Source organism: Ekhidna sp. ABH4_415, from assembly GCF_056161305.1.
Genome location: NZ_JBSWYW010000007.1, coordinates 262,952 through 283,483, shown reverse-complemented (window position 1 = coordinate 283,483; position 20,532 = coordinate 262,952). Strand labels below are relative to the sequence as shown.

Sequence of the window (20,532 nt, the reverse complement as noted above, 5' to 3'; positions counted from 1 at the left end):
CTATGTCTAAACCACAAGTCACCATATTCTGGTTTCGAAGAGACTTTCGATTGGAAGACAACAGAAGTCTGTATCATGCTCATCAGGAAGCATATCCAGTTCAACCAATATTCATATTTGACACCAATATCCTTGATGAACTTCCTAAAAAAGATGCACGAGTTGAATTCATCCATCAGGAAATCTTACGCCTTCAGGGTGAGATAAGACAACAAGGTGGAACCATGGATGTACGCATCGGTAAGCCTCTTGAAATTTGGAAAGAGCTGTTAGAAGAATACGACATCAAGGCTGTCTGGGCAAATAAAGATTATGAGCCTTATGCTCGTGAGCGGGATAAAGAAGTTCATGAATTATTGAATGAGACAGGCATTGAATTTCGTGCTAAAAAAGATCATGTCATTTTTGAAAAAGATGAAATCGTCAAAGACAATGGCGATCCGTATGTAGTCTACACTCCTTACAGCAGACTTTGGAAAAAGACCCTCAAAGGTGGTCATCTCAGCGCGTACAAATCAGAAGAAGAGAAGAATTGGTATCAGGCAAAAGCAAAGGAAATCCCAAGCTTAAAAGAGGTTGGTTTTGAACCTGCAGGTATTGAGTTTCCGGATCGAAAACTGAACGAAAGTATCGTCTCGAATTACGATGAAACCAGAGACATTCCAGCTATCAGGGGCACCAGTAGAATGAGTCTTCATTTACGATTTGGGACAGTGAGTATTCGACACCTGGTTAAACAAGCCAAAACATTGAATGAGAAGTATCTCAATGAACTGATTTGGAGGGATTTTTATCAGGCTATCTTGTGGCATTTTCCTCATGTGGTAGACACGAATTTCAATCGAAAATATGATGATGTAAAGTGGCGAAATAATGAAGATGAATTTGAAAAATGGACGAAGGGAAAGACCGGGTATCCCATTGTAGATGCGGGCATGAGAGAGCTCAATAAAACCGGCTTCATGCACAATCGTGTTCGTATGATTGTCGCCAGTTTTTTGACCAAACACTTGCTCATCGATTGGCGTTGGGGGGAAGCATACTTTGCGGAAAAACTACTGGACTATGAATTGGCCAGCAACAACGGAGGCTGGCAATGGGCAGCCGGAACAGGTGTAGATGCCCAACCCTATTTTCGGATTTTCAACCCATACTCACAAACAGAAAAATTTGACAAAAATTGGAAGTACATCAATAAGTGGGTACCTGAGATTGACACGAAGTATTATCCTGATCCCATCGTCGATCATAAGGAGGCAAGAGAAAGATGCCTCAATGCTTACAAGCGTGCTTTAGAGTAAAATACTAAATATATTAGTATTAATTATATTTTTCACATATCTAATTAAATTTCAGGTATTTAAATACACTTACATTACTTAATAATTCTAGTTTATTTGCTCTTAATCATAACTTGACATGTAATAAATTAGTGCTTTAAATAATGCTGTAAAATGCGTAGCTTCACCTCATACAATTCAATACAGATGAAGCAGAACCTCGTCCCTACCCTGATCCTTTCACTTGCAATTATCATTGCCGGATATTTTGTTGGACAGACCTATGTAGCCGGTAAAAAGCTGGATAGAACAGTCGTCGTAAAAGGACTGGCTGAACGTGAAGTCCGAGCTGACATTGCTACCTGGCCACTAGAGCTCACCGTGTCTGGCAATGAGCTAGGCCAGCTTCAAAATACACTGGAACAGCAGACGAAAATCCTTCAGGATTTTTTTGCCGGATTGGCATTCACAGAAGATGAATTAACTGTAGGAGCACCCACCATTCAGGATAATCGTGCACTCCTTTACGGTGGTCAAAATGCATACAACCAGGATCGCTACATTGCTAAGGTGGATTTTAATTTGCGAACGACGAAAATAGATAAAATGAGTGAGGCTATGTACAAGGTGCCAAGCATCGTTGGGCAGGGCCTTGTAATCGGATCTAAAAATAGCTGGCAACCGGTGACCTACATCTACACAAAACTCAATGATGTCAAGCCGGCGATGATCGAAGAGGCGACTAAAAATGCACGTGAAGCAGCGGAAAAATTTGCCCGTGATTCCGGTTCGAAAGTTGGCAAAATCAAGTCGGCTAATCAGGGCTATTTTTCCATCACAGACCTGGATCAAAATTCAGGTGTGATGAAGAAAGTTCGCATTGTTTCTACCTTAGAATTTTATATCGAAGATTAGTATCCCTAGACTGATTCATCTCAGTCTTCCCTCTGCCATACATCATATCCCGACCAGCAGATTTGATCAAAATTTACAGATCAAATTAAGTTGGTATGGGAAATCAAGTTGTGAGTTCTGCAAAAGATCAGTCCATTCGGACTTCCTTTATTCAGCATCTGCTTAATGATGTAAAATGCCTTGGGCTTATGTTGGAAAAAGGGATGATCGAATCAGGTATCAGTCGCATAGGTGCTGAGCAAGAGTTCTGTCTGATTTCCAAAAACTATCGACCACAGAACAATGCAGATGAAATTCTAAAAGACATTAATGATCCTCACTTTACCAATGAACTGGCACTCTATAATCTGGAAATTAATCTGGACCCATTGGTTTTAAAAGGAGACTGCTTTGATGAAATGGAAAAGAACTTGAGAACCTTTCTTGACAAAGCCTCCACAATCGCCGCTAAAAGAGAGGCCTACATTCTCCTTACAGGAATCCTACCCACTATCAGTAAAACGGAGCTTTCTTTTGAATACATGACACCAAAGCCTCGCTACACTGCGTTAAATGAAATGATGCTTGGAGCACGAGGGACCGACTTTAACCTTCATATTAAAGGAGTAGATGAACTCTCCCTTACGCATGACTCAGTGTTAATGGAAGCCTGCAATACCAGCTTTCAAATGCATCTACAGGTTGACCCGGATGACTTCATTTCAAGCTACAACTGGGCACAAGCAATTTCGGGTCCTGTGCTTGGAATTTGCACGAACTCTCCACTCCTCCTTGGCAGAGAGCTTTGGAATGAGACACGAATTGCTTTATTCCAGCAAAGTATTGATACGCGACAATCAACCTATGCACTCAAAGATCAAATATCACGTGTAAGTTTTGGGGAATCATGGGAGTCTGGAAGTATTGTAGATATTTACAAAAATGAAATCGCCCAGCATAAGATTTTGTTAAGTCGTGAAATCAAGTCAGATTCATTAAAAGAAATCGAAGAAGGAAAAATACCTAAATTGAAAGCCCTGAGCGTCCACAATGGCACCATTTATCGATGGAACAGGCCATGCTATGGAGCCACTTCAGATAGTGCGCATTTACGCATTGAGAATCGTTACATCCCCGCTGGCCCAACTGTGGTTGACCAGATGGCAAACTTTGCTTTTTGGGTTGGTCTGATGAAAGGCCGAACAATTGCGCATAAAGAGATCCACAAACACATGGATTTTGAAGATGTAAAATCCAATTTCATTAAGGCAGCCAGAAACGGTAAGGGTTCAATTATGAACTGGAGAGGGAGGCAGGTTTCTGTTAGAGATCTTATTACCCGTGAACTACTCCCAATGGCCTATGATGGGCTCTCCTATATGAATGTAGAACCTGCATCAATAGAGCGACTATTGCGTATCATAGACGCCAGGGCTGTAGGACAGACAGGCGCTCAGTGGTCTATTAGAAACTACCGTAAACTAAAAAGAACCACTCGCAAGGATGATGCTTTGCTTGCGCTTACCAAATACACCTACAGGTATCAAAATGAGGGGAAGCCTATCCATGAATGGCCTGAGATTCCAGACCGCCCTCCTACCCACGAGCATGCATCACAGGTTGGTCATATCATGTCTACACGGGTTTTTACTGTCCAGGAAGATGATTTAGCCGAGTTGGCCACACAAATTATTCAGTGGAAAAATATCCATCACGTACCTGTTGAAAACCAAAATGGTGAAGTTTCTGGCATACTCACTTGGACCCACATGCAGCGATTTAAAGAAGATATGGGTATAAAGAATGACAAGACAGTACGAGACATTATGGCCAAAGAGGTAATTAGCGCAGACCCGGAAATGCCTATTCCTGAAGCGATTGCTCTCATGAAAAAAAATGAGATTGGGGGACTGCCTATCATCCATCACAATCACCTGGTAGGAATTGTCACGATTAAAGACATTAAGCAATATGACAAACGTAAAAGTGCATAGTAAAGCACTTGACAGAACCATTGAGGTTAGTCGGATTATCGGAGAAGTCCGTGGGGAAAATAAAGGGCCAACGCTTGTATTTATGGCAGGAATACATGGCAATGAACCCGCTGGTGTCTTTGCGTTAAATCATGTATTAAAAAATATAGACCCAGAAATTCTCCATGGTAATATCTATGGTATTGCCGGAAACTTATGGGCATTAAAACACTCAGAGCGTTTTCAACAGGAAGACCTGAACCGAATGTGGACAAAAGATCGTCTAAAAAACCTGAATGGCGACTTATCAATGGCTAAGCATCAGGATGAAGCTGAACAAATGCAGATCAATCAATTACTCATTGACATTCGGGAAAAGGAAGACGGACCGCTATTCTTTTTTGATATGCATACGACCTCTAGTGCCACCCTTCCGTTTCTAACAGTAAATGATAGCTTGCTAAACAGAGCTTTTACGTCTCAGTATCCACTGCCTGTCATTCTTGGAATTGAAGAATACCTGGAAGGCCCTATTCTTAGCTATATCAATGAGTTAGGATATGTTGCCTTTGGTTTTGAAGCAGGGCAGCATGATGATATGGCCTCCATCGAAAATTGTATTGCATTTATTTACCTATCAATGATCTATGCAGGCGTCATTAGTGAAAATGCTGTGGACCACTATAAATACCATCAACTGCTTGCCAAAACTACCGGGGATATCATACATACCTATGAAATCTACTTTCATTACCATCTTAAAGAATATGAGATATTCAAAATGCTGCCTGGGTTTTATAATTTCCAACGTATCAAGCAACACGAGCATCTGGCAAATAGCAATGAAGGCACTGTCTATGCTAAACATAATGGAAGGATATTCATGCCACTTTATCAAGCGAAAGGCTCAGATGGATTCTTTTTAATTCGCGAGATTCACCCATTTTTTTTAAAGCTTTCTGCTTTTGTTCGCAAACATCGTTTAGACAAAATTCTTGTATGGCTACCGGGCGTTAAATGGAAGGACAAATCACAGTCCGCCTTAGTTGTAAACAAACGAATAGCTCGTTTTTTTGCAAAGCAACTATTTCACTTATTCGGATATCGAAGCGTCGAAGTGAGCAAGGATAAGTACCTGATGTATAATCGTGAAGCTGCTGCTCGAAATCATGACTACATTGGTCATGATTGGTTCAAGTTATAGTGGCTCAAGAAAAGTGTCATTTATATGCCTTTATCATCTCCGACTTGGCATAATGCTTTCTTACTGACCATGCCCACCAGATCAGTAAAGGATGAATAATAACCAGTCGAGCCCATCCCAGCCAGTGTGGCACACATAGACTTTCTACGCAGCTTCCCTGTTGTATGAAGTAGACGTGTGAGGTAATGAATATGATCAGCATAGTGATGAGCAGATAAGATGCAGCCTTACGCGTGGCATAAAATAATAATCCGACTCCAAAAAGTATTTCAGCAAAACCGGCCAATCCATTCATCCGTTCCTCAAAAACAAAATATTCCGGAATTAATGGATAATAGAATTCCGGATTAAGGAAATGATTGGCACCTGCCAGGATGTAAAAAACACCCTGCATGTACACGCTTATTTTTTTAAAACCCATTGGATTTTCCTTTGCTTGTTAGCTTCTTTCAAAATCAATAAAAATGGAATCCACCATATGAAATCATTGGTGATAAGCGTGTAGAAAAATCCAAACGGAATATCTCCTTTGACATAGTTTATTACAAAGCCTACCGGTCCAAATATTTTACCCAGAAAACCAACTGCTACGATCGGCCAATGTGTAAGAGGATCTTGTGAAGCCCACCAATAACCTAAGCCATAAACGCCGATCACCATTCCCATGCCCTGCCAAATCATGGTATGTAATGGTGGTTCCATTCCTACCAACTCAAAGAAGTTGTTGGGGAATAAAATGACCCATGCACCCCAAAGCAAGTTGTATACTGCCGCTAGTCTAAGTATGTTGGTCATCCAGTTTTTCTTATACATACAGAAAAAACACTTGAGAACCCTATTTGTTGAGAAAAGGTGCAAGAGATTTTAAACTATCAAACCCATCAGGTCAATCAAAATTCTGAGTGGGTCGTTTTTTTACATGGAGCTGGTGGCAGTATTGCTACTTGGAAGCATCAAATGGATGATTTCAAGAATAGATTTAATGTACTGGCGATCGATTTAAGGGATCATGGAGGATCAAAGAATATCCAGCCTGCTTATGAAAGTTACAATTTCAATATTGTGGTGAAAGACATCAAAAATGTACTCGATCATATCGGGATTGATAGAGCTCATTTTGTCACCCTCTCCTTTGGAAGCGTATTGATGCAAGCGATCTATGAACGACTTCCTGACGTGGCACTGTCCATGACGCTGATCGGTGGGATCTTCAATGCCAACTGGATGATCAAAGTATTCGTGCATTCCGCACGAATAGTCAATTTATTTCTCCCATATCGGCTGATGTATCGAATCTTCTCCTTCTTGCTGATGCCAAAAAAGGATCATCAGGCCGCAAGAAGGGTCTATCAAATGCAAGCGAGAAAATTGAGTCAAAGTGAATACTTGAAATGGTTGGGATTATACGGTGAGTTCTTTAGCCTCCTAAAGTCTTTTCATCAACAAGAGATTGATGTTCCTACCATTATAATTATGGGTGATGAAGATTACCTATTCCTACCAAGCGCCAAAGGGTTCGCGAATTCACATTCTAAAGTAGAATTGGTGACCATTTCTAAGGCCGGTCATATTTGCAACATAGAGAGACCGAAGGAAGTAAACCAGACTATCCTTGATTTTTTAGATAGTCAAAAAGACTTAGCAGAAACACTCCCGACCAAAGAAACGTCCGTATCCAATTGATCTTGACCAGTCCTCTGGCCGATTCAATGATCTCCTGCCCAAAACTGATTTTATTATGCAATGGCACGGCATAGAAAAACGTATTAATCCATGCAAGACCGATGAGAATAAAGGCAATCAATTTGAGAATATCAAAATCTGTGTACAGAAAATAACCGTGTGAGATCACTTGACCCAGCATAAGAGGCATCACAATCATAGAAATGGCAGTGGTGTATTTCTGGTGCCAGGTAAAGAGTTCCTCCTGATCAAAATGCGTGAAACTTGGATACACCACCAGCTGTGTCATCCAAATGAGAATCACCAATCCAAAATCAATGAGGAGTTTTGCAAGCATGGTATAAAAACCATTAATATGAGGAAGTGTTTGACACTAGAACATACCATCAATTTAAGCATATGCGCTTATTTCAAATTATTAGTTGCACTTTAGCCTTCTAAATAACAATGACATGGGTAAAGGCCAAGACGCTAAAAAAGCCGTAAAAAAGGAACCTCTAAAAACAGCCAAAGAGAAAAAAGCTGAAAAAAAAGAGAAAAAGAAAAAGTATTAATTTGGAGGTAGGGCTAACTAACTAGCTCTATCCTCAATCCCACACCAAGCATCTTTTCACCATTCACCCACTTGGCAGTGACATGGATCTCTGTTTGATTGTCAAGAGCAGGCTTGATCGTCTCTGCCATCTCTTTATTCAGGTAGCCAATTTGATTTCCGTGCTTTGATAGCACCTTTACCGCATTCAGGTCGTAAGGATTGTCCGGTTCTGCCTCTACTTTGAGTTTATCATCCTCTTCGACCTCTCGTCTGATGATCTCCTGACGAGATGATCCATCTGCATTATCTTTAGAGACACCAACAACTTTGGTTTCATAGACAAAAACAGAAGGAATCTTAATGATTTTAGCCACAACTCAAATTTAAAACTCATGCGCATCTTTTCTGCACTATTCACCTTGCTCGTTTTCACTTTATCAGCTCAAGACATCAACAAACTGGCTGACCAGCACATTCAAGAAAATGGCGTCCAGATCATCAATAACTTTAAAACACTACTTTCTATGCCAAATGTGGCTTTCGACCTACCAAATATCAATAAGAATGCTCAGCATATCATTTCAGAACTGAACCGGCGAGATGTTGAAACAAAACTTCTACGCATGGTAGGCACTCCTCCCATTGTTTATGGCTATTATACAGTAGAGGGTGCAGATCGAACACTCGCTTTCTATGTACACTATGATGGACAACCGGTAGATAAATCCAAATGGACGAATGACCCTTGGGTGCCCGTCTATTATTCGGATGCCATGTTTAATGGGGGCGAGCCAATGGACTTCCCCTCAAAAACAGAAGATATCAATGAAAGCCATCGAATATACGCCCGATCTGCCGGAGATGACAAAGCACCAATCATAACGATACTTACCGCATTGGATATGATCCAGGCAAATACGATAGAAGTCACTTCTAATTTGGTCTTCTTCTTTGAGGGACAGGAAGAGGCTGGATCAGATCAGCTGCACCAGTACCTCAATGACAATCGAGAGCTCGTAGATGAAATAGATCTTTGGTTGTTTTGTGATGGTCCGGTCCATCAGTCCAGAAGACCGCAACTCGTTTTTGGCGTACGAGGAGTAACCGGGATGGAGATAACCACCTACGGCCCCAACAGACCACTACATAGCGGACATTACGGCAACTGGGCCCCCGTTCCGGGACAATTGCTTTCAGAACTCATCGCCAGCATGAAAGATGAAGAAGGCAATGTGATGATCGATGGATTTTATGACGATGTGGAACCTCTGAGCGAATTGGAGAAAGAGGCACTAGCGAACATCCCGCCGATTGATGAGGAGCTTAAGAAAGAATTAGGAATCAATGATCCAGAAGGAACAGATTCATATAACGAGCGATTATTACTTCCATCATTAACCATCAAAGGGTTGAGCAGTGGCAATACTGGAAAGCTTGCCCGAAATGTAGTTCCGGCTACCGCCACAGCATCCATTGGCATGCGACTGGTAAAAGGGTGCGATCCGGAAAAGCAAAAAGACCTGGTAGAAGCACATATTCGAAAGCAAGGATTTTATATTGTTCGAACAGATCCGGATCAGGAGACGCGAATGAAATATCCGAAGATTGCTAAGGTCACTCGTTCCAGTGGCTACCCTGCGGCGAGGACATCCATGGACCTACCTATCATCCAGGATGTGATAAAACGCTCGAAAGATGTGGCGGGTGAAGACTTATTATTACTTCCTACATTAGGAGGATCATTACCCCTCTATCTTTTCACAGATGAACTACAAAAACCTGCAATCATCTTACCAATTGCAAACCATGACAACAACCAGCATGCGGCGGATGAAAATCTGCGCATCGGCAACCTGTGGTATGGCATTAAGCTAATGAGCGCACTGATGACGATGGAGGAGTAGGTTAAAGCCCACCCCTAACCCCTCCAAGGAGGGGAATTGCTCTAGTAGGATTTTAATGATTATTTGATGTCCAGATACGCTTAACCCGTTTCAGAGGCTTACATGATGTAATGCTAAAATAAATTCAGCATGACTTACTAAGGGAGATTGACTACAGCGACTATATTTGACAAAAATTCAATCACATGTACAATTTCCTCCTTCACGCTCACTCCGGATTAAGATATCTCGTACTACTAGTTGCCGTCGTTGTAGTGATTAAATCGCTCATCGGATGGCTTGGTGGTGGTGCTTATACTAAGCTTGATAAAATACTAGCACCAGCCTATGTTGGACTGATGCACCTTCAACTGCTGATTGGGCTTATTCTCTATTTCATTTACAGCCCATTTGTGACCTACAACATGGGTGACAAAGTGAGTCGGTACTGGTCTGTGGAGCATATTGCACTTATGATCTTTGCAGTTGCAGCTGCCCAGATCGGGCGATCCATCAGCAAGAAATCGAATGATGCTCAGGTGAAATTCCGATTCCAGACGATCTTCTTTGGGATCTCCATCCTGCTTGTATTGGTAGGTCTGGCTACTATGCCGGGGAGAGGAATTCTTTAGTAGACTCACGTTTCAAGCTGCAAGTTTCAAGTCTTTTTCACTTGAAGCTTGCAACTAATGACTTGAAGCTAAATACTCATAAATCTCTCTCCATCCCTTCGGTTTCAACTCTGCTTCCGTTTCATTGTCTGAATAAGCGGAAGTAAGGTAGATCGCTTTGCAGCCCAGATTACGAGCTAATTGAACATCCGTGGCACGGTCACCGATAACATAAGAGTTCTCTATATCATAATCCCCTTTCAAATATTCGGTTAGCATGCCCGTACCCGGCTTACGGTTGGGGTGACTGTCTTTCTCATAATGCTCATCAATGTGTACTGCATCAAAGTGAATGCCTTCTGTTTCGAGTAGCCGTATGATGAAATTGTGTACGGGCCAAAACTCATGATCCGGAAAGGCCTCAGTTCCCAATCCATCCTGGTTGGTCACCATAACGAACTTATAACTGGTTTCCTCCTTGATCTTCTTAAGGTAGTACAGGGCTTCCGGAAGGAAGTCCAGCTTTTCGATGGTCTCAATTTTCTCATCCTCCGTTTCCTGGATGATGGTGCCGTCACGGTCAATGAATAAGATGGATTGCATGGACGCGAAGATAACCCTTAGTCTTACTTACTGAAAAATGGAGTGTTGCAACCTAACATTATACCTGCTTAATCAGACCAGTCGACGAATTTTGATAAAGAAAACTAATATTCTTTTTCGAAAATTTGCTTTTGCTTGGAATAAGTTGATATTAGATTTTCGTATACTCAATGCGTATTTAACTTGATATGGATGCAGCAACAATTAGTTCAAATTTGGAAAAAAATTTCACAGGTTGGTATAAACAAAACCAAGACTGCATCAGATACGCGTAACCTCATTTTTACAAATAGACTTGTTTTTGTGATTTTTATCATATTCTCATTTCTCTTTCTTGTTAATTTTATTAATAACGGATGGTCACCCCTGAGTAAATCCTTGCTTTTTGGCAATATTGCTGCTTTTGTCCTTATTTTCAGCTTAAATAGACTCGGTTTTTTAAATTATAGCAGGGTAGTTCTAAGCTGGATGTGTTCTTTGTATCCGCTCTTTGCCTCTTTGAATGCTAAAATTTCAGATCCCGAATTAATCGAAGAGGTAATGTATTTTATGCCTAGAATTTTTATAATCACAACAGCCATTATACCTATTTTAATAATCAGCTTCAGGGAAAAAATGCTACTTTCACTATCACTCTTGGGAAGCGTGATACCACTTGTTCTCTTTGATCCCATTCATCGAATGTTGGGTGTGGGTTATTATGAAATGGGGTTTAACTCCAAACTATATCCAACTTTTCATGCTATCACAATTTCTTCTTACCTTCTAATTCTAACAGCTTCTGTATTCTTTAAAAGGATGAATGAGCAATTTGAGAAAAAGAACCTCAGTCTAATTGATTCATTAGAAAGAAAGAATGTTGAGTTACTCGTAAAAAATGCCAAAATAGAAAAGCAGTCTTTGGAGTTGGAATCTGCTAATCATGAAATTCGAATCATCAACTCGAATCTTGAAAAGGTAGTAAACAATCGAACCAAAAAACTGTTGGATCAGGCTACTCAATTTCAAATGTTCTCCTTCAAAAATTCTCATGAACTAAGGGCACCGCTTGCTAATGTGATGGGAGTGATTCAGCTATTGAGGGAGGCTGAATCTACTGAGGAACTTGAACAACTTCTTGATATACTTAACACCTCATGCCATGAACTGGATAAGGTAGTTCATGATATCAATGACCTACTGAATAAGTCCATAAATGATCGATCGTAAAATTGAAAGTCATCCACAGGCTACATACTTTGGTTTATGTGGAGGAATATATAATTCCTATTATATTCAAATATGGAAATCAAACTGCTACAAGGGAACATTACAAAACTCAAAGTAGATGCAATCGTCAATGCAGCAAATAGCAGGCTGCTGGGAGGCGGTGGTGTAGATGGAGTCATCCACAGAGCGGGTGGCCCTGCGATTTTGGAAGAATGCAAAGTAATCGGAGGGTGTGAAACAGGTCAGGCTGTGATCACCACAGCTGGTAATCTAGATGCTAAGTTTGTCATTCATACGGTGGGTCCCATCTGGCAGGGTGGCGATTCGCATGAAGAAACGTTGCTTCGCTCCTGCTATATCAAGTCACTAAAGCTGGCTGAAGAATACAATCTCAAAACCATTGCCTTTCCTAATATCTCCACAGGGGTTTATCGTTTTCCCAAAGAGCGAGCAGCAGAAATTGCCGTGGAAAGTGTACATTCATTTCCTGCTAGTGTGATTCGTGAGGTGACCTTTGTCTGCTTTGAGGAGGAGAATTTCCTCTTATATAAAAACCTACTCAATAAGTAATTTGATTGTAATAAATATCGTTTTCCGAGTTATCTTTCATTCAGCAATCACCACTACACCGCCTTATGATCAAATTCGTTGAGCATATTCTCAGGAATTTCCTGGAATCCCCACGCTTCCAGAATTTCATAACTTTCATCATTATCCTTAATTCAATCCTGATTGGATTGGAGACGTATCCTGAATTGGTAAAGGATTATGAAGCCACGATCGATGCTTTTGACATGGTCATACTGGTGTGCTTCACCATTGAGATTGTTCTTAAGATTTTGATCTATCGCAAAAAATTCTTTACTAATGGATGGGATGTATTTGACTTTTTCGTGATCGGGATATCAATTCTTCCGGCTGCCGGATCCTTTTCTATCTTCAGGGCGCTGAGGATCATCAGAACTCTTCGTTTACTTAAGAGCCTCCCCAAGCTCCGGTTAATCATTGAATCATTGCTTCACTCTCTACCAAGTATCGGCTGGATCGTGGTGTTGCTGACCATTGTTTATTACATCTATGCGGTTGTTGGCTATAACCTATTTGCTGAGGAATATCCGAAATATTTCGGCACATTGACAGATGCACTTTACACCTTGTTCCAGATTATGACACTGGAAAGCTGGTCGTCGGCTATTGCACGGCCGATCATGGATGGAGTGCCTTATGCTGCTATTTACTTTGTCACATTTATTCTCATTGCCACCTATACCACACTCAATGTTTTCATTGCCATAGTGGTGAATACCATGAACCAACTGGCCATGGAGGGTATGCGTGAGGAAGAAGAACACATCAAAATGTTTGTCGCGCAGCAAAACAAGCTCTTGCACGAGAAGCTGGATAAGCTGCAAAAGGAAATTACACGACTGAAGCAATAAATTGAGTAACTACCTATTTGCCTCCTAATGGCATATTTAAGTTAAAGTTGCTAATTTGTACATCCATCACACTACCGCCAATAGGATGGTTGGTGGAATAACCTAACCAAATGTAAAATGAAAATAGCCTTTAAAATCATGGGACTGGGATTAGCCGTCCTGATTACCATTGGGGTGGTAGCGCTTGTGATCATCAACACTCAAGACATCCCCTCTTACGAATTAGAAGAAGTTGAATTTCAAAGAAGCAACAAACCTGAAGCCATCGCACGCGGGCAAAAGCTTACCCAAATGCTTTGTGCAAACTGTCACATAGATCGTGCCACCGGCAAGCTTACAGGTCAACAAATGAAAGACGCACCGGCCGAGTTTGGTGAAATATATGCTCCAAATATTACGCAGGACAAAACGTATGGAATTGGTGAATGGACAGACGGTGAGATTGTTCGTTTGCTCAGAACCGGAATCAAACGAGACGGTCAGTATGCCCCGCCTTACATGGCTAAGTTACCATTGATGGCTGATGAAGACATTGATGCAATCATTTCTTTTCTTCGATCTGATCATAGAATGGTAATAGCTGAAAGTAAACCTGATACTCCGCCAAAGCCTTCTCTTTTAACCAAGGTTTTAAGCAGATTGGCTTTTAAGCCTTTCCCCATGCCAGACCAACCGATCCCCATGCCAGATACTACCAACACAGTGGAATTAGGAGAATATCTCGCTCATAATCTGGAGTGTTTTTCCTGTCACTCTGCTGACTTTAAAACCAATGATTATCTGAACCCGCCAATGAGTCCAGGATATTTCGCAGGTGGAAATCAGCCGTTAGATATGGAAGGAAGAGTCAAACTCACATCGAATCTAACTCCAGACAAAGAAACAGGTATTGGTAGCTGGAAGCTAGAGCAATTTATCAAAGCAGTAAAATATGGTCTGAAAGATGGTGAACCAGCTCTTTCTTATCCGATGATGCCATACATTGACCTAACCAATTATGAGATAAGTGCCATTTACGATTATTTACAAACCATTCCTCCTATTGAAAATAAAGTTGAGCGTTTGGTTTATGAGTGATATTAAAACATTGCTGTAATGAAAGCAACCATTATTATCGAACAGTCATCAAAGGTGTGAAGCAATAAAACACCTAATCATGACAGAATTATCACTTAATAACCAGACACCTGTATCAAGGATCAGAACACACCTTATGAGGGGCCTTTTTGCTCTGAACTTCCTTAGCCTTTTTAGTGACAACTGGAGCCAGATTTTGTTTCCAAAGGAACAAATGGATACTTTAACTGGTGTCACTATTAGCTTTTGGGCTGCCTTTTCTTTGCTTAATCTTATCGGGATTCGTTTCCCAATAAAAATGGTTCCGATCTTACTAATCCAATTTCTGTACAAACTCGCCTGGATTATCGGAATATACCGTCCGGCTTATCTCAATCATTCGATAAATGAAAACATCCAATCCTTTTTTTGGGTCTGTATTGTAGGAGTAGGACTCAATCTTTTGATCATCCCCTGGAGATATGTTTATCTGGAATATCTCGCAAACTTCTTTAAATTAAAAAAAGCGGCTTAAGCCGCTTTTTCATTATTCGCTTTCTTCTTTTTTGCAGATGTAGGCTATTGCCTCTTCATTGGTCTTATATCCCCAGGAAGGAGCAATGGGACTTTCAGGTTGCTCAGAAGCAAAAAGCTCTTTGGCCCGAGCCAGTGTCTCACAGGCTCCTCCATCTCCGGCTCCCATAAACTGAGCAGTACCATATTGCATTCTGCCTAGCAGATAGTGTGCTCTAGGATTTTCCGGATCAAGCGCAACCGCCTTCTGAAAGGAAGCGAACGCCATACCGGAATATTTCATTCCTCGAGTAGCAGGATCTACTACAATACGCATCATATGTACGTATCCACGTAATGCTTCAAGTTCTGAATCTTCCGGTTTAATCAAGTCAGCTTTTGCTATGGTTTCAAGTGCCAGATCCATGTACTTGTCTTTGTCTTCTCCTCCCTCATGCATGTCACTCAAGCGGATGTACCCAAATGCAGCGTAGTAGTACGGTTCCCACCGATCTCCTTCTGCCTCACCGATTCGATTGAGTTGGTTGATTACATTCTGTAATGCCTCGGGTGTTTCTGCAGTAAACATGGCTGGAATATTCTTTCCCATCGCCTTTTCAAACTGCCCGTTGGCAAATACTACAGATGCACAAAGCACCCCAATAATTATTAATAGATTCTTTCTCATAATTGATAAGTGTTTAATTGATTTTAAAGATTTGGTAATTGATTGATGCCTTTGTTTTTCGATAGTGTGATAAACACCCCCACGAAAATGAATCGCCTGGCCGGAGGGGTAACCGCTCTGGATGCATATACTCCATTTTCATTCGGTGTGTCAGCAAACTGATACCCATAGATATTGTTAATTCCGAGTACATTGTTGACCATCGCATGAACGATCACCTGATTATTATACAGATAGCTAATGTTAAAGCTCAGGTCATGATAGGCCGGAGTTCTTCCGGTATTAAATCCATCCGCATTCAGATCATTATAAGTTCTGCTGCTGGCAAAAGAATAAGTCAGCCCCACCTGAGTTTTGATTTCATCAATAAACTTCTTTACGACAAAAGAAAAATTGTGTGATGAAGCGAAAGTCGGTGTAAATGAACCAGGGAAGTCACGGTACTCACGCTCCGTATCCAGATAGGAATAGCTTACCCAATAATCTGTATTATCAAAAGTCTTATTGTCTCTCCAAAAAAGATCAACTCCTCTGGCATAGCCATTTCCAGTAGAAGAATAGGTAGAAGGATCAAATAGCTGAACATATTTCACCAACTGATCGTAGCGTTTTTCATATGCTTCAATCCGAAAGCTTTGGCCCTCGCCCAGCCACTGATAGTTAGCGATGTAATGAGATGCTTTTTCCGCCTGTGTAAACGGTTGACTCAGAATAATTTGTGTCTGTGGCGTCTGATAAAATTGCCCAAAGGCTATCGCAACCTGGCTCTTCGCTCCTGTCTTGTAAGCTGCTGAAATCCTAGGCGCAAAAGTTTCACTTGATGTCAGATTGTTATGCTCAGCCCTCAGTCCTACCTTAAATCCCAGCGATGAAGAAGCAAACCACTCCGACTCAAAAAACGACGCACTTACTCGTTCTTTGAAACCTTGAGCAAAAGAACCGGTTTCATCTTCCAAAACCTGATTCACCTCTCGCTGGATCACTTCTGCACCCGCTAGAAATGCGATTCGATCGGAATGCTGATAGTCTGTGACTATTTTGGTATGAAAGCCAGTCAATTTCTGATCCCGACTATCGCTGGCTAGGGATGCAAAATCATCGCTCTTTGTAAAAGAGGCACCTGCTCGTATGCCCCATTTATCGCCAAGTAGTTCACGGTATGAAGCATTAAAATGAGCATAGTCGTTTTGGACTTTAACAGGAAGTGTGATCTCCGGATTAGCGATCTCACGTTCATAGAGTTCCATATCCGATCGACTGGCATTGGTATAGAACTTTAGCATTCCTGTTTTGCTTGTTTTTACTCTGTAAGCCAGGTTTGCATTGTACTCTTCAGGAGCTTTATCCCACCTCAGGTTTTGGTCGACTAGCTTGAAATATGGAGTTAGGTTGGTATACTGAACTTTACCGGCAAAAGAGCTCTTCTCAAACGTCCGTGTAGTAGAAATATCTGCTCCGACTGACATTAAGGAAATATCTGTCCGGTTGTTATCAGGTAAATCTTTTGATTGAAGGATGAGTGCCGAGGAAAGTGCCTGACCATATTCAGCAGAATAGCCTCCTGTAGAAAAACTCATGCCTTTGAACATGAACGGTGAAAAACGACTTCTGCCTGGGGTGTTAGGAGCCGAAGGACTGTACTCATTATGCACCAGCATCCCATCAATAAAGGTCTTTGTTTCGCGTCCATCCCCACCACGTACAAATAGCCGACCAGCCTCTCCTACCGTTTGAGTTCCAGGTAGGGTATTTAGCGCACCGGGCACATCAGCTGTCGCTCCAGCAGTGGTCACTATATCCAGAGGTTTAAGCACCTCTCGTTTTCCTTCTTCTGATGCATGAAAAGCTCCTGCAGTGATTACCACTGCATTCAGCTCACTCACTTTCTCACGCATCCTAATCAACAAGGGCTCGCTATCCTTTGGCAGTGGGAGGTTAATCTCATGAAACCCAATGTACGAGGAAACAAGAATCAGGCTGTCTTCCTCATAAGTAGTAAATGAAAAATTACCATTGATGTCGGTGGTTGCTCCATCATAGGTGCCTTTGACGTAGACATTTACTCCAAGCAGCGGCTCCTCCGACTTGTCGGTTACCCTGCCAGAGATTGTTTGCTGAGCCAAGGCTGCATTTGCCAAGAAAAAAGTGATCAAGTAGATTGCGTATCTCATTCGGTTTTGACTTTTAGATTCGATTCAAAAGTCCCACTGATCATCTTCTCTAACCAATCCAACTAACCGAACTGTAGATTCTCATAGATGAATTGTAACTTATGGAACCAAAATCAGATAACTATGAAGAAAACCTTATTAACCTTAACATTGATCGTTGGCTCTTTTGTATTGTCTGCACAAAAGTTCGACAAGCAAATAGAGAAACTGGTAGCACAAACAGAGAAAGATGTAATCGAATGGCGTCATTGGTTCCATGAAAATGCAGAGCTGAGTAACAGAGAGTTTAAGACAGCTGAACGTATCGCATCTATATTAAAAGACATAGGCTATGAGCCACAAACAGGTGTAGCAAAGACTGGAGTAGTAGCAATTCTTGAAGGAGGAAAGCCGGGACCTGTGGTAGGTCTGCGGGCTGACATTGATGGACTGCCTGTGAAAGAACGAGTGGATCTGCCTTGGGCATCCAAACAAATGGGTGAATATAACGGTGAACAAGTGCCAGTTATGCATGCATGTGGCCATGACACACATATAAGTATCCTGCTTGGAGTTGCGAAAATGCTTTGGGAAATTAAAGATCAGGTACCTGGCACAGTAAAATTCATTTTTCAACCGGCAGAAGAAGGCGCACCCAAAGGTGAAGACGGTGGCGCTAAGTTGATGGTTGAAGAAGGTGTGCTTAAAAATCCGGACGTTGATGCAATATTTGGATTACACATCAATGCGCAAACTCCTGTGGGTACGTTGAAGGTACGGTCAGAAGGAATTATGGCTGCTGTGAATTCGATGCGGATAGATATCAAAGGAAGACAAGCGCATGGTTCGGCCCCATGGGATGGTGTAGACCCGGTTGTAACAGCTGCTCAGATGATCAATAATTTCCAGTCCATCATCAGCAGAAATATGCAGCTTACAGAGGCACCTGCTGTATTGACTATAGGAGCGATCCATGGAGGCGTTCGGTATAATATCATTCCCGAAGACCTTTACATGCTAGGCACCATACGCACATTGGATGCGGATATGCGCACACAAATCCTGCAACGAATCAGAGAAGTAGCTCAAAAAACAGCAGAGGCAAATAATGCTGAGGTTGAAGTATGGATTGATGAAGGATATCCGGTTACTTATAATGAACCCTCACTTTACGAACAGATGCTTCCGACTTTGAAACGAGCAGCTGGAGATGAAAATGTAGAGATCATCAAACCTATCACAGGAGCAGAGGATTTCTCCTTCTACCAAGAGCAGGTACCTGGCTTGTTTTTCTTCGTTGGTGGATGTCCACCGGATAGAGACCCTAAAAAAGTAGCTGGTCATCATACTCCGGATTTCTACGTAGATGACTCTGGGATGAAGCTAGGAATGAAAGCCATGATGGGCCTCACACTCGATTATATGAGTAATTAACTTGATATAATACAATTTTATATTTATATTGTTATAATTATTTAAGCATTTTACTTAGTGCTTTTTATGGTACAATACCAATATAAAATAGTACTATATAGATCCATCTTTGATTCATAATTAATTAAACAATCAAAGGAATTAAGCTATGGGTTACTTATTTAATCTTTTTGCCAAGAAGGACAGTTTGAAATTATCAAAGGCAGATTCAGGAGAATGGATGGTAAAAAAGAATCTCAAGATCTTATACATCGGATCTAAAGAGAAGTGTCAAACCTATATGAACCGGCTAAGGGTAGCTTGAGCAAGCTAGAGTGAGTTTCAATAGGATAATTAGGTGTATGAAGCCTCGCTTAGAAGCGAGGTTTTTTTGTTGCTAATAAAATACCAGCCGATTTAATTAAGGTGTTTATCAAAACTCATCGGAGTTTCATCGAAAAAATAAGCATAATACTTAAACTATATTATTTGTTAATACCGATATCAATAACTCCTTGCAGTTACGATTTTTGTTTAGCAAATTAAAGAATTATAGCTATGGATTTTAGTAATTTATCAAACTCACAAGACTCGTTGCATCTTACAAAATCTGAAAAAGGTATGTGGATGGTTATGAAAAATGTAATGATCTTATTCATGGGATCGAAAGAAAAATGTATCCAATACATTAACAAGTAAATCCTGATTGACAGATAGACGAGCGTTTATCTGTCAATCTTTATCTCCCCAAAATCCAAAAAGCCAATTACCAGGAGCGTTTTCATCGTTTGACCTAAAAAATTCATCCACTGCTCGCACCAATTCCTTTTTTGTAATAAAGTCATCTCCATCTCTGTCTAATTTGACAAAGGCCTTGGCCGAATGCTTGATCGGAATATGATAGCACATAAACATGTCTGAGTATTCGTCCACGGACATCACTCCATCCTCATTCACATCAAATGAATCAAAAATGGAACTGATCATATACTTGACCCACTTTTTATAAACCTCCTCATTACCGGGCTTAAGTAATACTTCGAAAAACCGTAGGAATTGTTCCTCATTTGCCTCCGCACCCTGCTTCTGGAAATACTTTTTGAACATATTCCAGCTTTGAACATTCTTATCGATCACTTCATTGTACTCCTTCGTTCCAGGCTTATAGACCCAAAGCACACATAATGATTCCCCTATTTCCCTGAAGTCATTTTCTTCAAGGATTCCGTTTCTGTCTTGATCTAATACAACCCTGAAATAATGGGAAATCTTTTCTTTCTGAAAGTCAGTTAGCATATTGGAGATTTTTGAATGGGCAAAAGATAAGTAATAATCTTAATACACCGCCTCCATAAAAGGTGACCTCCCATTTTTTAAAGACCAATGGTATAATCGCTC

Annotated in this window: 22 protein-coding genes; 13 read left to right on the top strand and 9 right to left on the bottom strand. The window is 41.1% G+C overall.

The window, feature by feature from the left end; genetic code table 11:
• Positions 1-2 precede the first annotated feature (2 nt).
• The 4 genes from ACXAH9_RS14220 to ACXAH9_RS14205 all read left to right on the top strand — a co-directional run bounded on the left by ACXAH9_RS14220 (position 3) and on the right by ACXAH9_RS14205 (position 5,351).
• Positions 3-1,301 (top strand): cryptochrome/photolyase family protein, encoded by a 1,299-nt coding sequence (locus tag ACXAH9_RS14220; RefSeq protein ID WP_474895518.1) that lies wholly within the window; start codon positions 3-5, stop codon positions 1,299-1,301.
• Between the two features lie 186 nt (positions 1,302-1,487).
• The gene (locus tag ACXAH9_RS14215; protein WP_474895517.1) at positions 1,488-2,195 is read left to right on the top strand and encodes an SIMPL domain-containing protein; all 708 of its coding nucleotides are present in this window, start codon (positions 1,488-1,490) and stop codon (positions 2,193-2,195) included.
• A 95-nt stretch (positions 2,196-2,290) separates the two neighbouring features.
• The gene (locus tag ACXAH9_RS14210; protein WP_474895516.1) at positions 2,291-4,168 is read left to right on the top strand and encodes a glutamate-cysteine ligase family protein; all 1,878 of its coding nucleotides are present in this window, start codon (positions 2,291-2,293) and stop codon (positions 4,166-4,168) included.
• Positions 4,146-5,351 carry a succinylglutamate desuccinylase/aspartoacylase family protein gene (locus ACXAH9_RS14205; RefSeq protein ID WP_474895515.1) on the top strand — a complete coding sequence of 402 codons (1,206 nt, stop codon included), beginning with the start codon at positions 4,146-4,148 and terminating at the stop codon, positions 5,349-5,351. Before ACXAH9_RS14210 ends, ACXAH9_RS14205 begins: the two co-directional genes overlap by 23 nt.
• 16 nt (positions 5,352-5,367) lie before the next feature.
• On the opposite strand, the gene ACXAH9_RS14200 is transcribed toward ACXAH9_RS14205, so the two are convergent.
• Together ACXAH9_RS14200 and ACXAH9_RS14195 are read right to left on the bottom strand one after the other, a co-directional pair.
• On the bottom strand, positions 5,368-5,745 hold the full coding sequence (locus ACXAH9_RS14200; protein WP_474895514.1) for a DoxX family protein: 378 nt from the start codon (positions 5,743-5,745) through the stop codon (positions 5,368-5,370).
• 8 nt (positions 5,746-5,753) lie between these two features.
• The gene (locus ACXAH9_RS14195; protein ID WP_474895513.1) at positions 5,754-6,146 is read right to left on the bottom strand and encodes an alkyl hydroperoxide reductase; all 393 of its coding nucleotides are present in this window, start codon (positions 6,144-6,146) and stop codon (positions 5,754-5,756) included.
• 57 nt (positions 6,147-6,203) lie between these two features.
• On the opposite strand from ACXAH9_RS14195, the gene ACXAH9_RS14190 reads away from it, so the two are divergent.
• The gene (locus ACXAH9_RS14190) at positions 6,204-7,034 is read left to right on the top strand and encodes an alpha/beta fold hydrolase (protein WP_474895512.1); all 831 of its coding nucleotides are present in this window, start codon (positions 6,204-6,206) and stop codon (positions 7,032-7,034) included.
• Here the strand turns inward: ACXAH9_RS14190 and ACXAH9_RS14185 are convergent.
• Both ACXAH9_RS14185 and ACXAH9_RS14180 read right to left on the bottom strand, forming a co-directional pair.
• Positions 6,958-7,371, bottom strand: a complete 414-nt coding sequence (locus ACXAH9_RS14185; protein ID WP_474895511.1) for a hypothetical protein — start codon at positions 7,369-7,371, stop codon at positions 6,958-6,960. The two genes, ACXAH9_RS14190 and ACXAH9_RS14185, sit on opposite strands and share 77 nt — an antisense overlap.
• A 230-nt stretch (positions 7,372-7,601) precedes the next feature.
• Entirely contained in the window at positions 7,602-7,943 is a 342-nt protein-coding gene (locus ACXAH9_RS14180; protein WP_474895510.1) for an HIRAN domain-containing protein, read from the bottom strand.
• 18 nt (positions 7,944-7,961) lie between these two features.
• Here ACXAH9_RS14180 and ACXAH9_RS14175 point away from each other — a divergent pair, with 18 nt between their 5' ends.
• Together ACXAH9_RS14175 and ACXAH9_RS14170 are read left to right on the top strand one after the other, a co-directional pair.
• Positions 7,962-9,473 (top strand): M20/M25/M40 family metallo-hydrolase, encoded by a 1,512-nt coding sequence (locus ACXAH9_RS14175; protein ID WP_474895509.1) that lies wholly within the window; start codon positions 7,962-7,964, stop codon positions 9,471-9,473.
• Between the two features lie 185 nt (positions 9,474-9,658).
• A complete protein-coding gene (locus ACXAH9_RS14170; RefSeq protein ID WP_474895508.1) occupies positions 9,659-10,084 on the top strand; it encodes a hypothetical protein in 426 nt (141 codons plus the stop codon).
• 54 nt (positions 10,085-10,138) lie between these two features.
• Here the strand turns inward: ACXAH9_RS14170 and hisB are convergent, their stop codons facing one another.
• Both hisB and ACXAH9_RS14160 read right to left on the bottom strand, forming a co-directional pair.
• Entirely contained in the window at positions 10,139-10,666 is a 528-nt protein-coding gene (hisB, locus tag ACXAH9_RS14165; protein ID WP_474895507.1) for a histidinol-phosphatase, read from the bottom strand.
• A gap of 443 nt (positions 10,667-11,109) precedes the next feature.
• Positions 11,110-11,247, bottom strand: coding sequence for a hypothetical protein (locus ACXAH9_RS14160; RefSeq protein ID WP_474895506.1), 138 nt, complete (start codon positions 11,245-11,247; stop codon positions 11,110-11,112).
• Positions 11,248-11,281: 34 nt separating this feature from the next.
• Between ACXAH9_RS14160 and ACXAH9_RS14155 the strand changes: the two genes are divergently transcribed.
• The 5 genes from ACXAH9_RS14155 to ACXAH9_RS14135 all read left to right on the top strand — a co-directional run bounded on the left by ACXAH9_RS14155 (position 11,282) and on the right by ACXAH9_RS14135 (position 14,905).
• Positions 11,282-11,875, top strand: a complete 594-nt coding sequence (locus ACXAH9_RS14155; protein WP_474895505.1) for a histidine kinase dimerization/phospho-acceptor domain-containing protein — start codon at positions 11,282-11,284, stop codon at positions 11,873-11,875.
• A 72-nt stretch (positions 11,876-11,947) separates the two neighbouring features.
• Positions 11,948-12,445, top strand: a complete 498-nt coding sequence (locus ACXAH9_RS14150; RefSeq protein ID WP_474895504.1) for an O-acetyl-ADP-ribose deacetylase — start codon at positions 11,948-11,950, stop codon at positions 12,443-12,445.
• A gap of 65 nt (positions 12,446-12,510) precedes the next feature.
• Positions 12,511-13,314 carry an ion transporter gene (locus ACXAH9_RS14145; protein ID WP_474895503.1) on the top strand — a complete coding sequence of 268 codons (804 nt, stop codon included), beginning with the start codon at positions 12,511-12,513 and terminating at the stop codon, positions 13,312-13,314.
• A gap of 117 nt (positions 13,315-13,431) precedes the next feature.
• Complete coding sequence (locus ACXAH9_RS14140; RefSeq protein WP_474895502.1) at positions 13,432-14,391, top strand: c-type cytochrome; 960 nt, start codon at positions 13,432-13,434, stop codon at positions 14,389-14,391.
• A 79-nt stretch (positions 14,392-14,470) separates the two neighbouring features.
• Entirely contained in the window at positions 14,471-14,905 is a 435-nt protein-coding gene (locus ACXAH9_RS14135) for a hypothetical protein (protein ID WP_474895501.1), read from the top strand.
• Positions 14,906-14,917: 12 nt separating this feature from the next.
• Here the strand turns inward: ACXAH9_RS14135 and ACXAH9_RS14130 are convergent, their stop codons facing one another.
• Positions 14,918-15,571: a tetratricopeptide repeat protein gene (locus ACXAH9_RS14130; RefSeq protein WP_474895500.1), complete on the bottom strand. Its 654-nt coding sequence runs from the start codon at positions 15,569-15,571 to the stop codon at positions 14,918-14,920.
• A 23-nt stretch (positions 15,572-15,594) separates the two neighbouring features.
• Positions 15,595-17,742: a TonB-dependent receptor gene (locus ACXAH9_RS14125; protein ID WP_474895499.1), complete on the bottom strand. Its 2,148-nt coding sequence runs from the start codon at positions 17,740-17,742 to the stop codon at positions 15,595-15,597.
• 123 nt (positions 17,743-17,865) lie between these two features.
• Here ACXAH9_RS14125 and ACXAH9_RS14120 point away from each other — a divergent pair, with 123 nt between their 5' ends.
• Complete coding sequence (locus tag ACXAH9_RS14120; RefSeq protein ID WP_474895498.1) at positions 17,866-19,155, top strand: amidohydrolase; 1,290 nt, start codon at positions 17,866-17,868, stop codon at positions 19,153-19,155.
• Positions 19,156-19,866: 711 nt separating this feature from the next.
• Here the strand turns inward: ACXAH9_RS14120 and ACXAH9_RS14115 are convergent.
• Positions 19,867-20,430 carry an EF-hand domain-containing protein gene (locus tag ACXAH9_RS14115; protein ID WP_474895497.1) on the bottom strand — a complete coding sequence of 188 codons (564 nt, stop codon included), beginning with the start codon at positions 20,428-20,430 and terminating at the stop codon, positions 19,867-19,869.
• Positions 20,431-20,532: the final 102 nt, after the last annotated feature.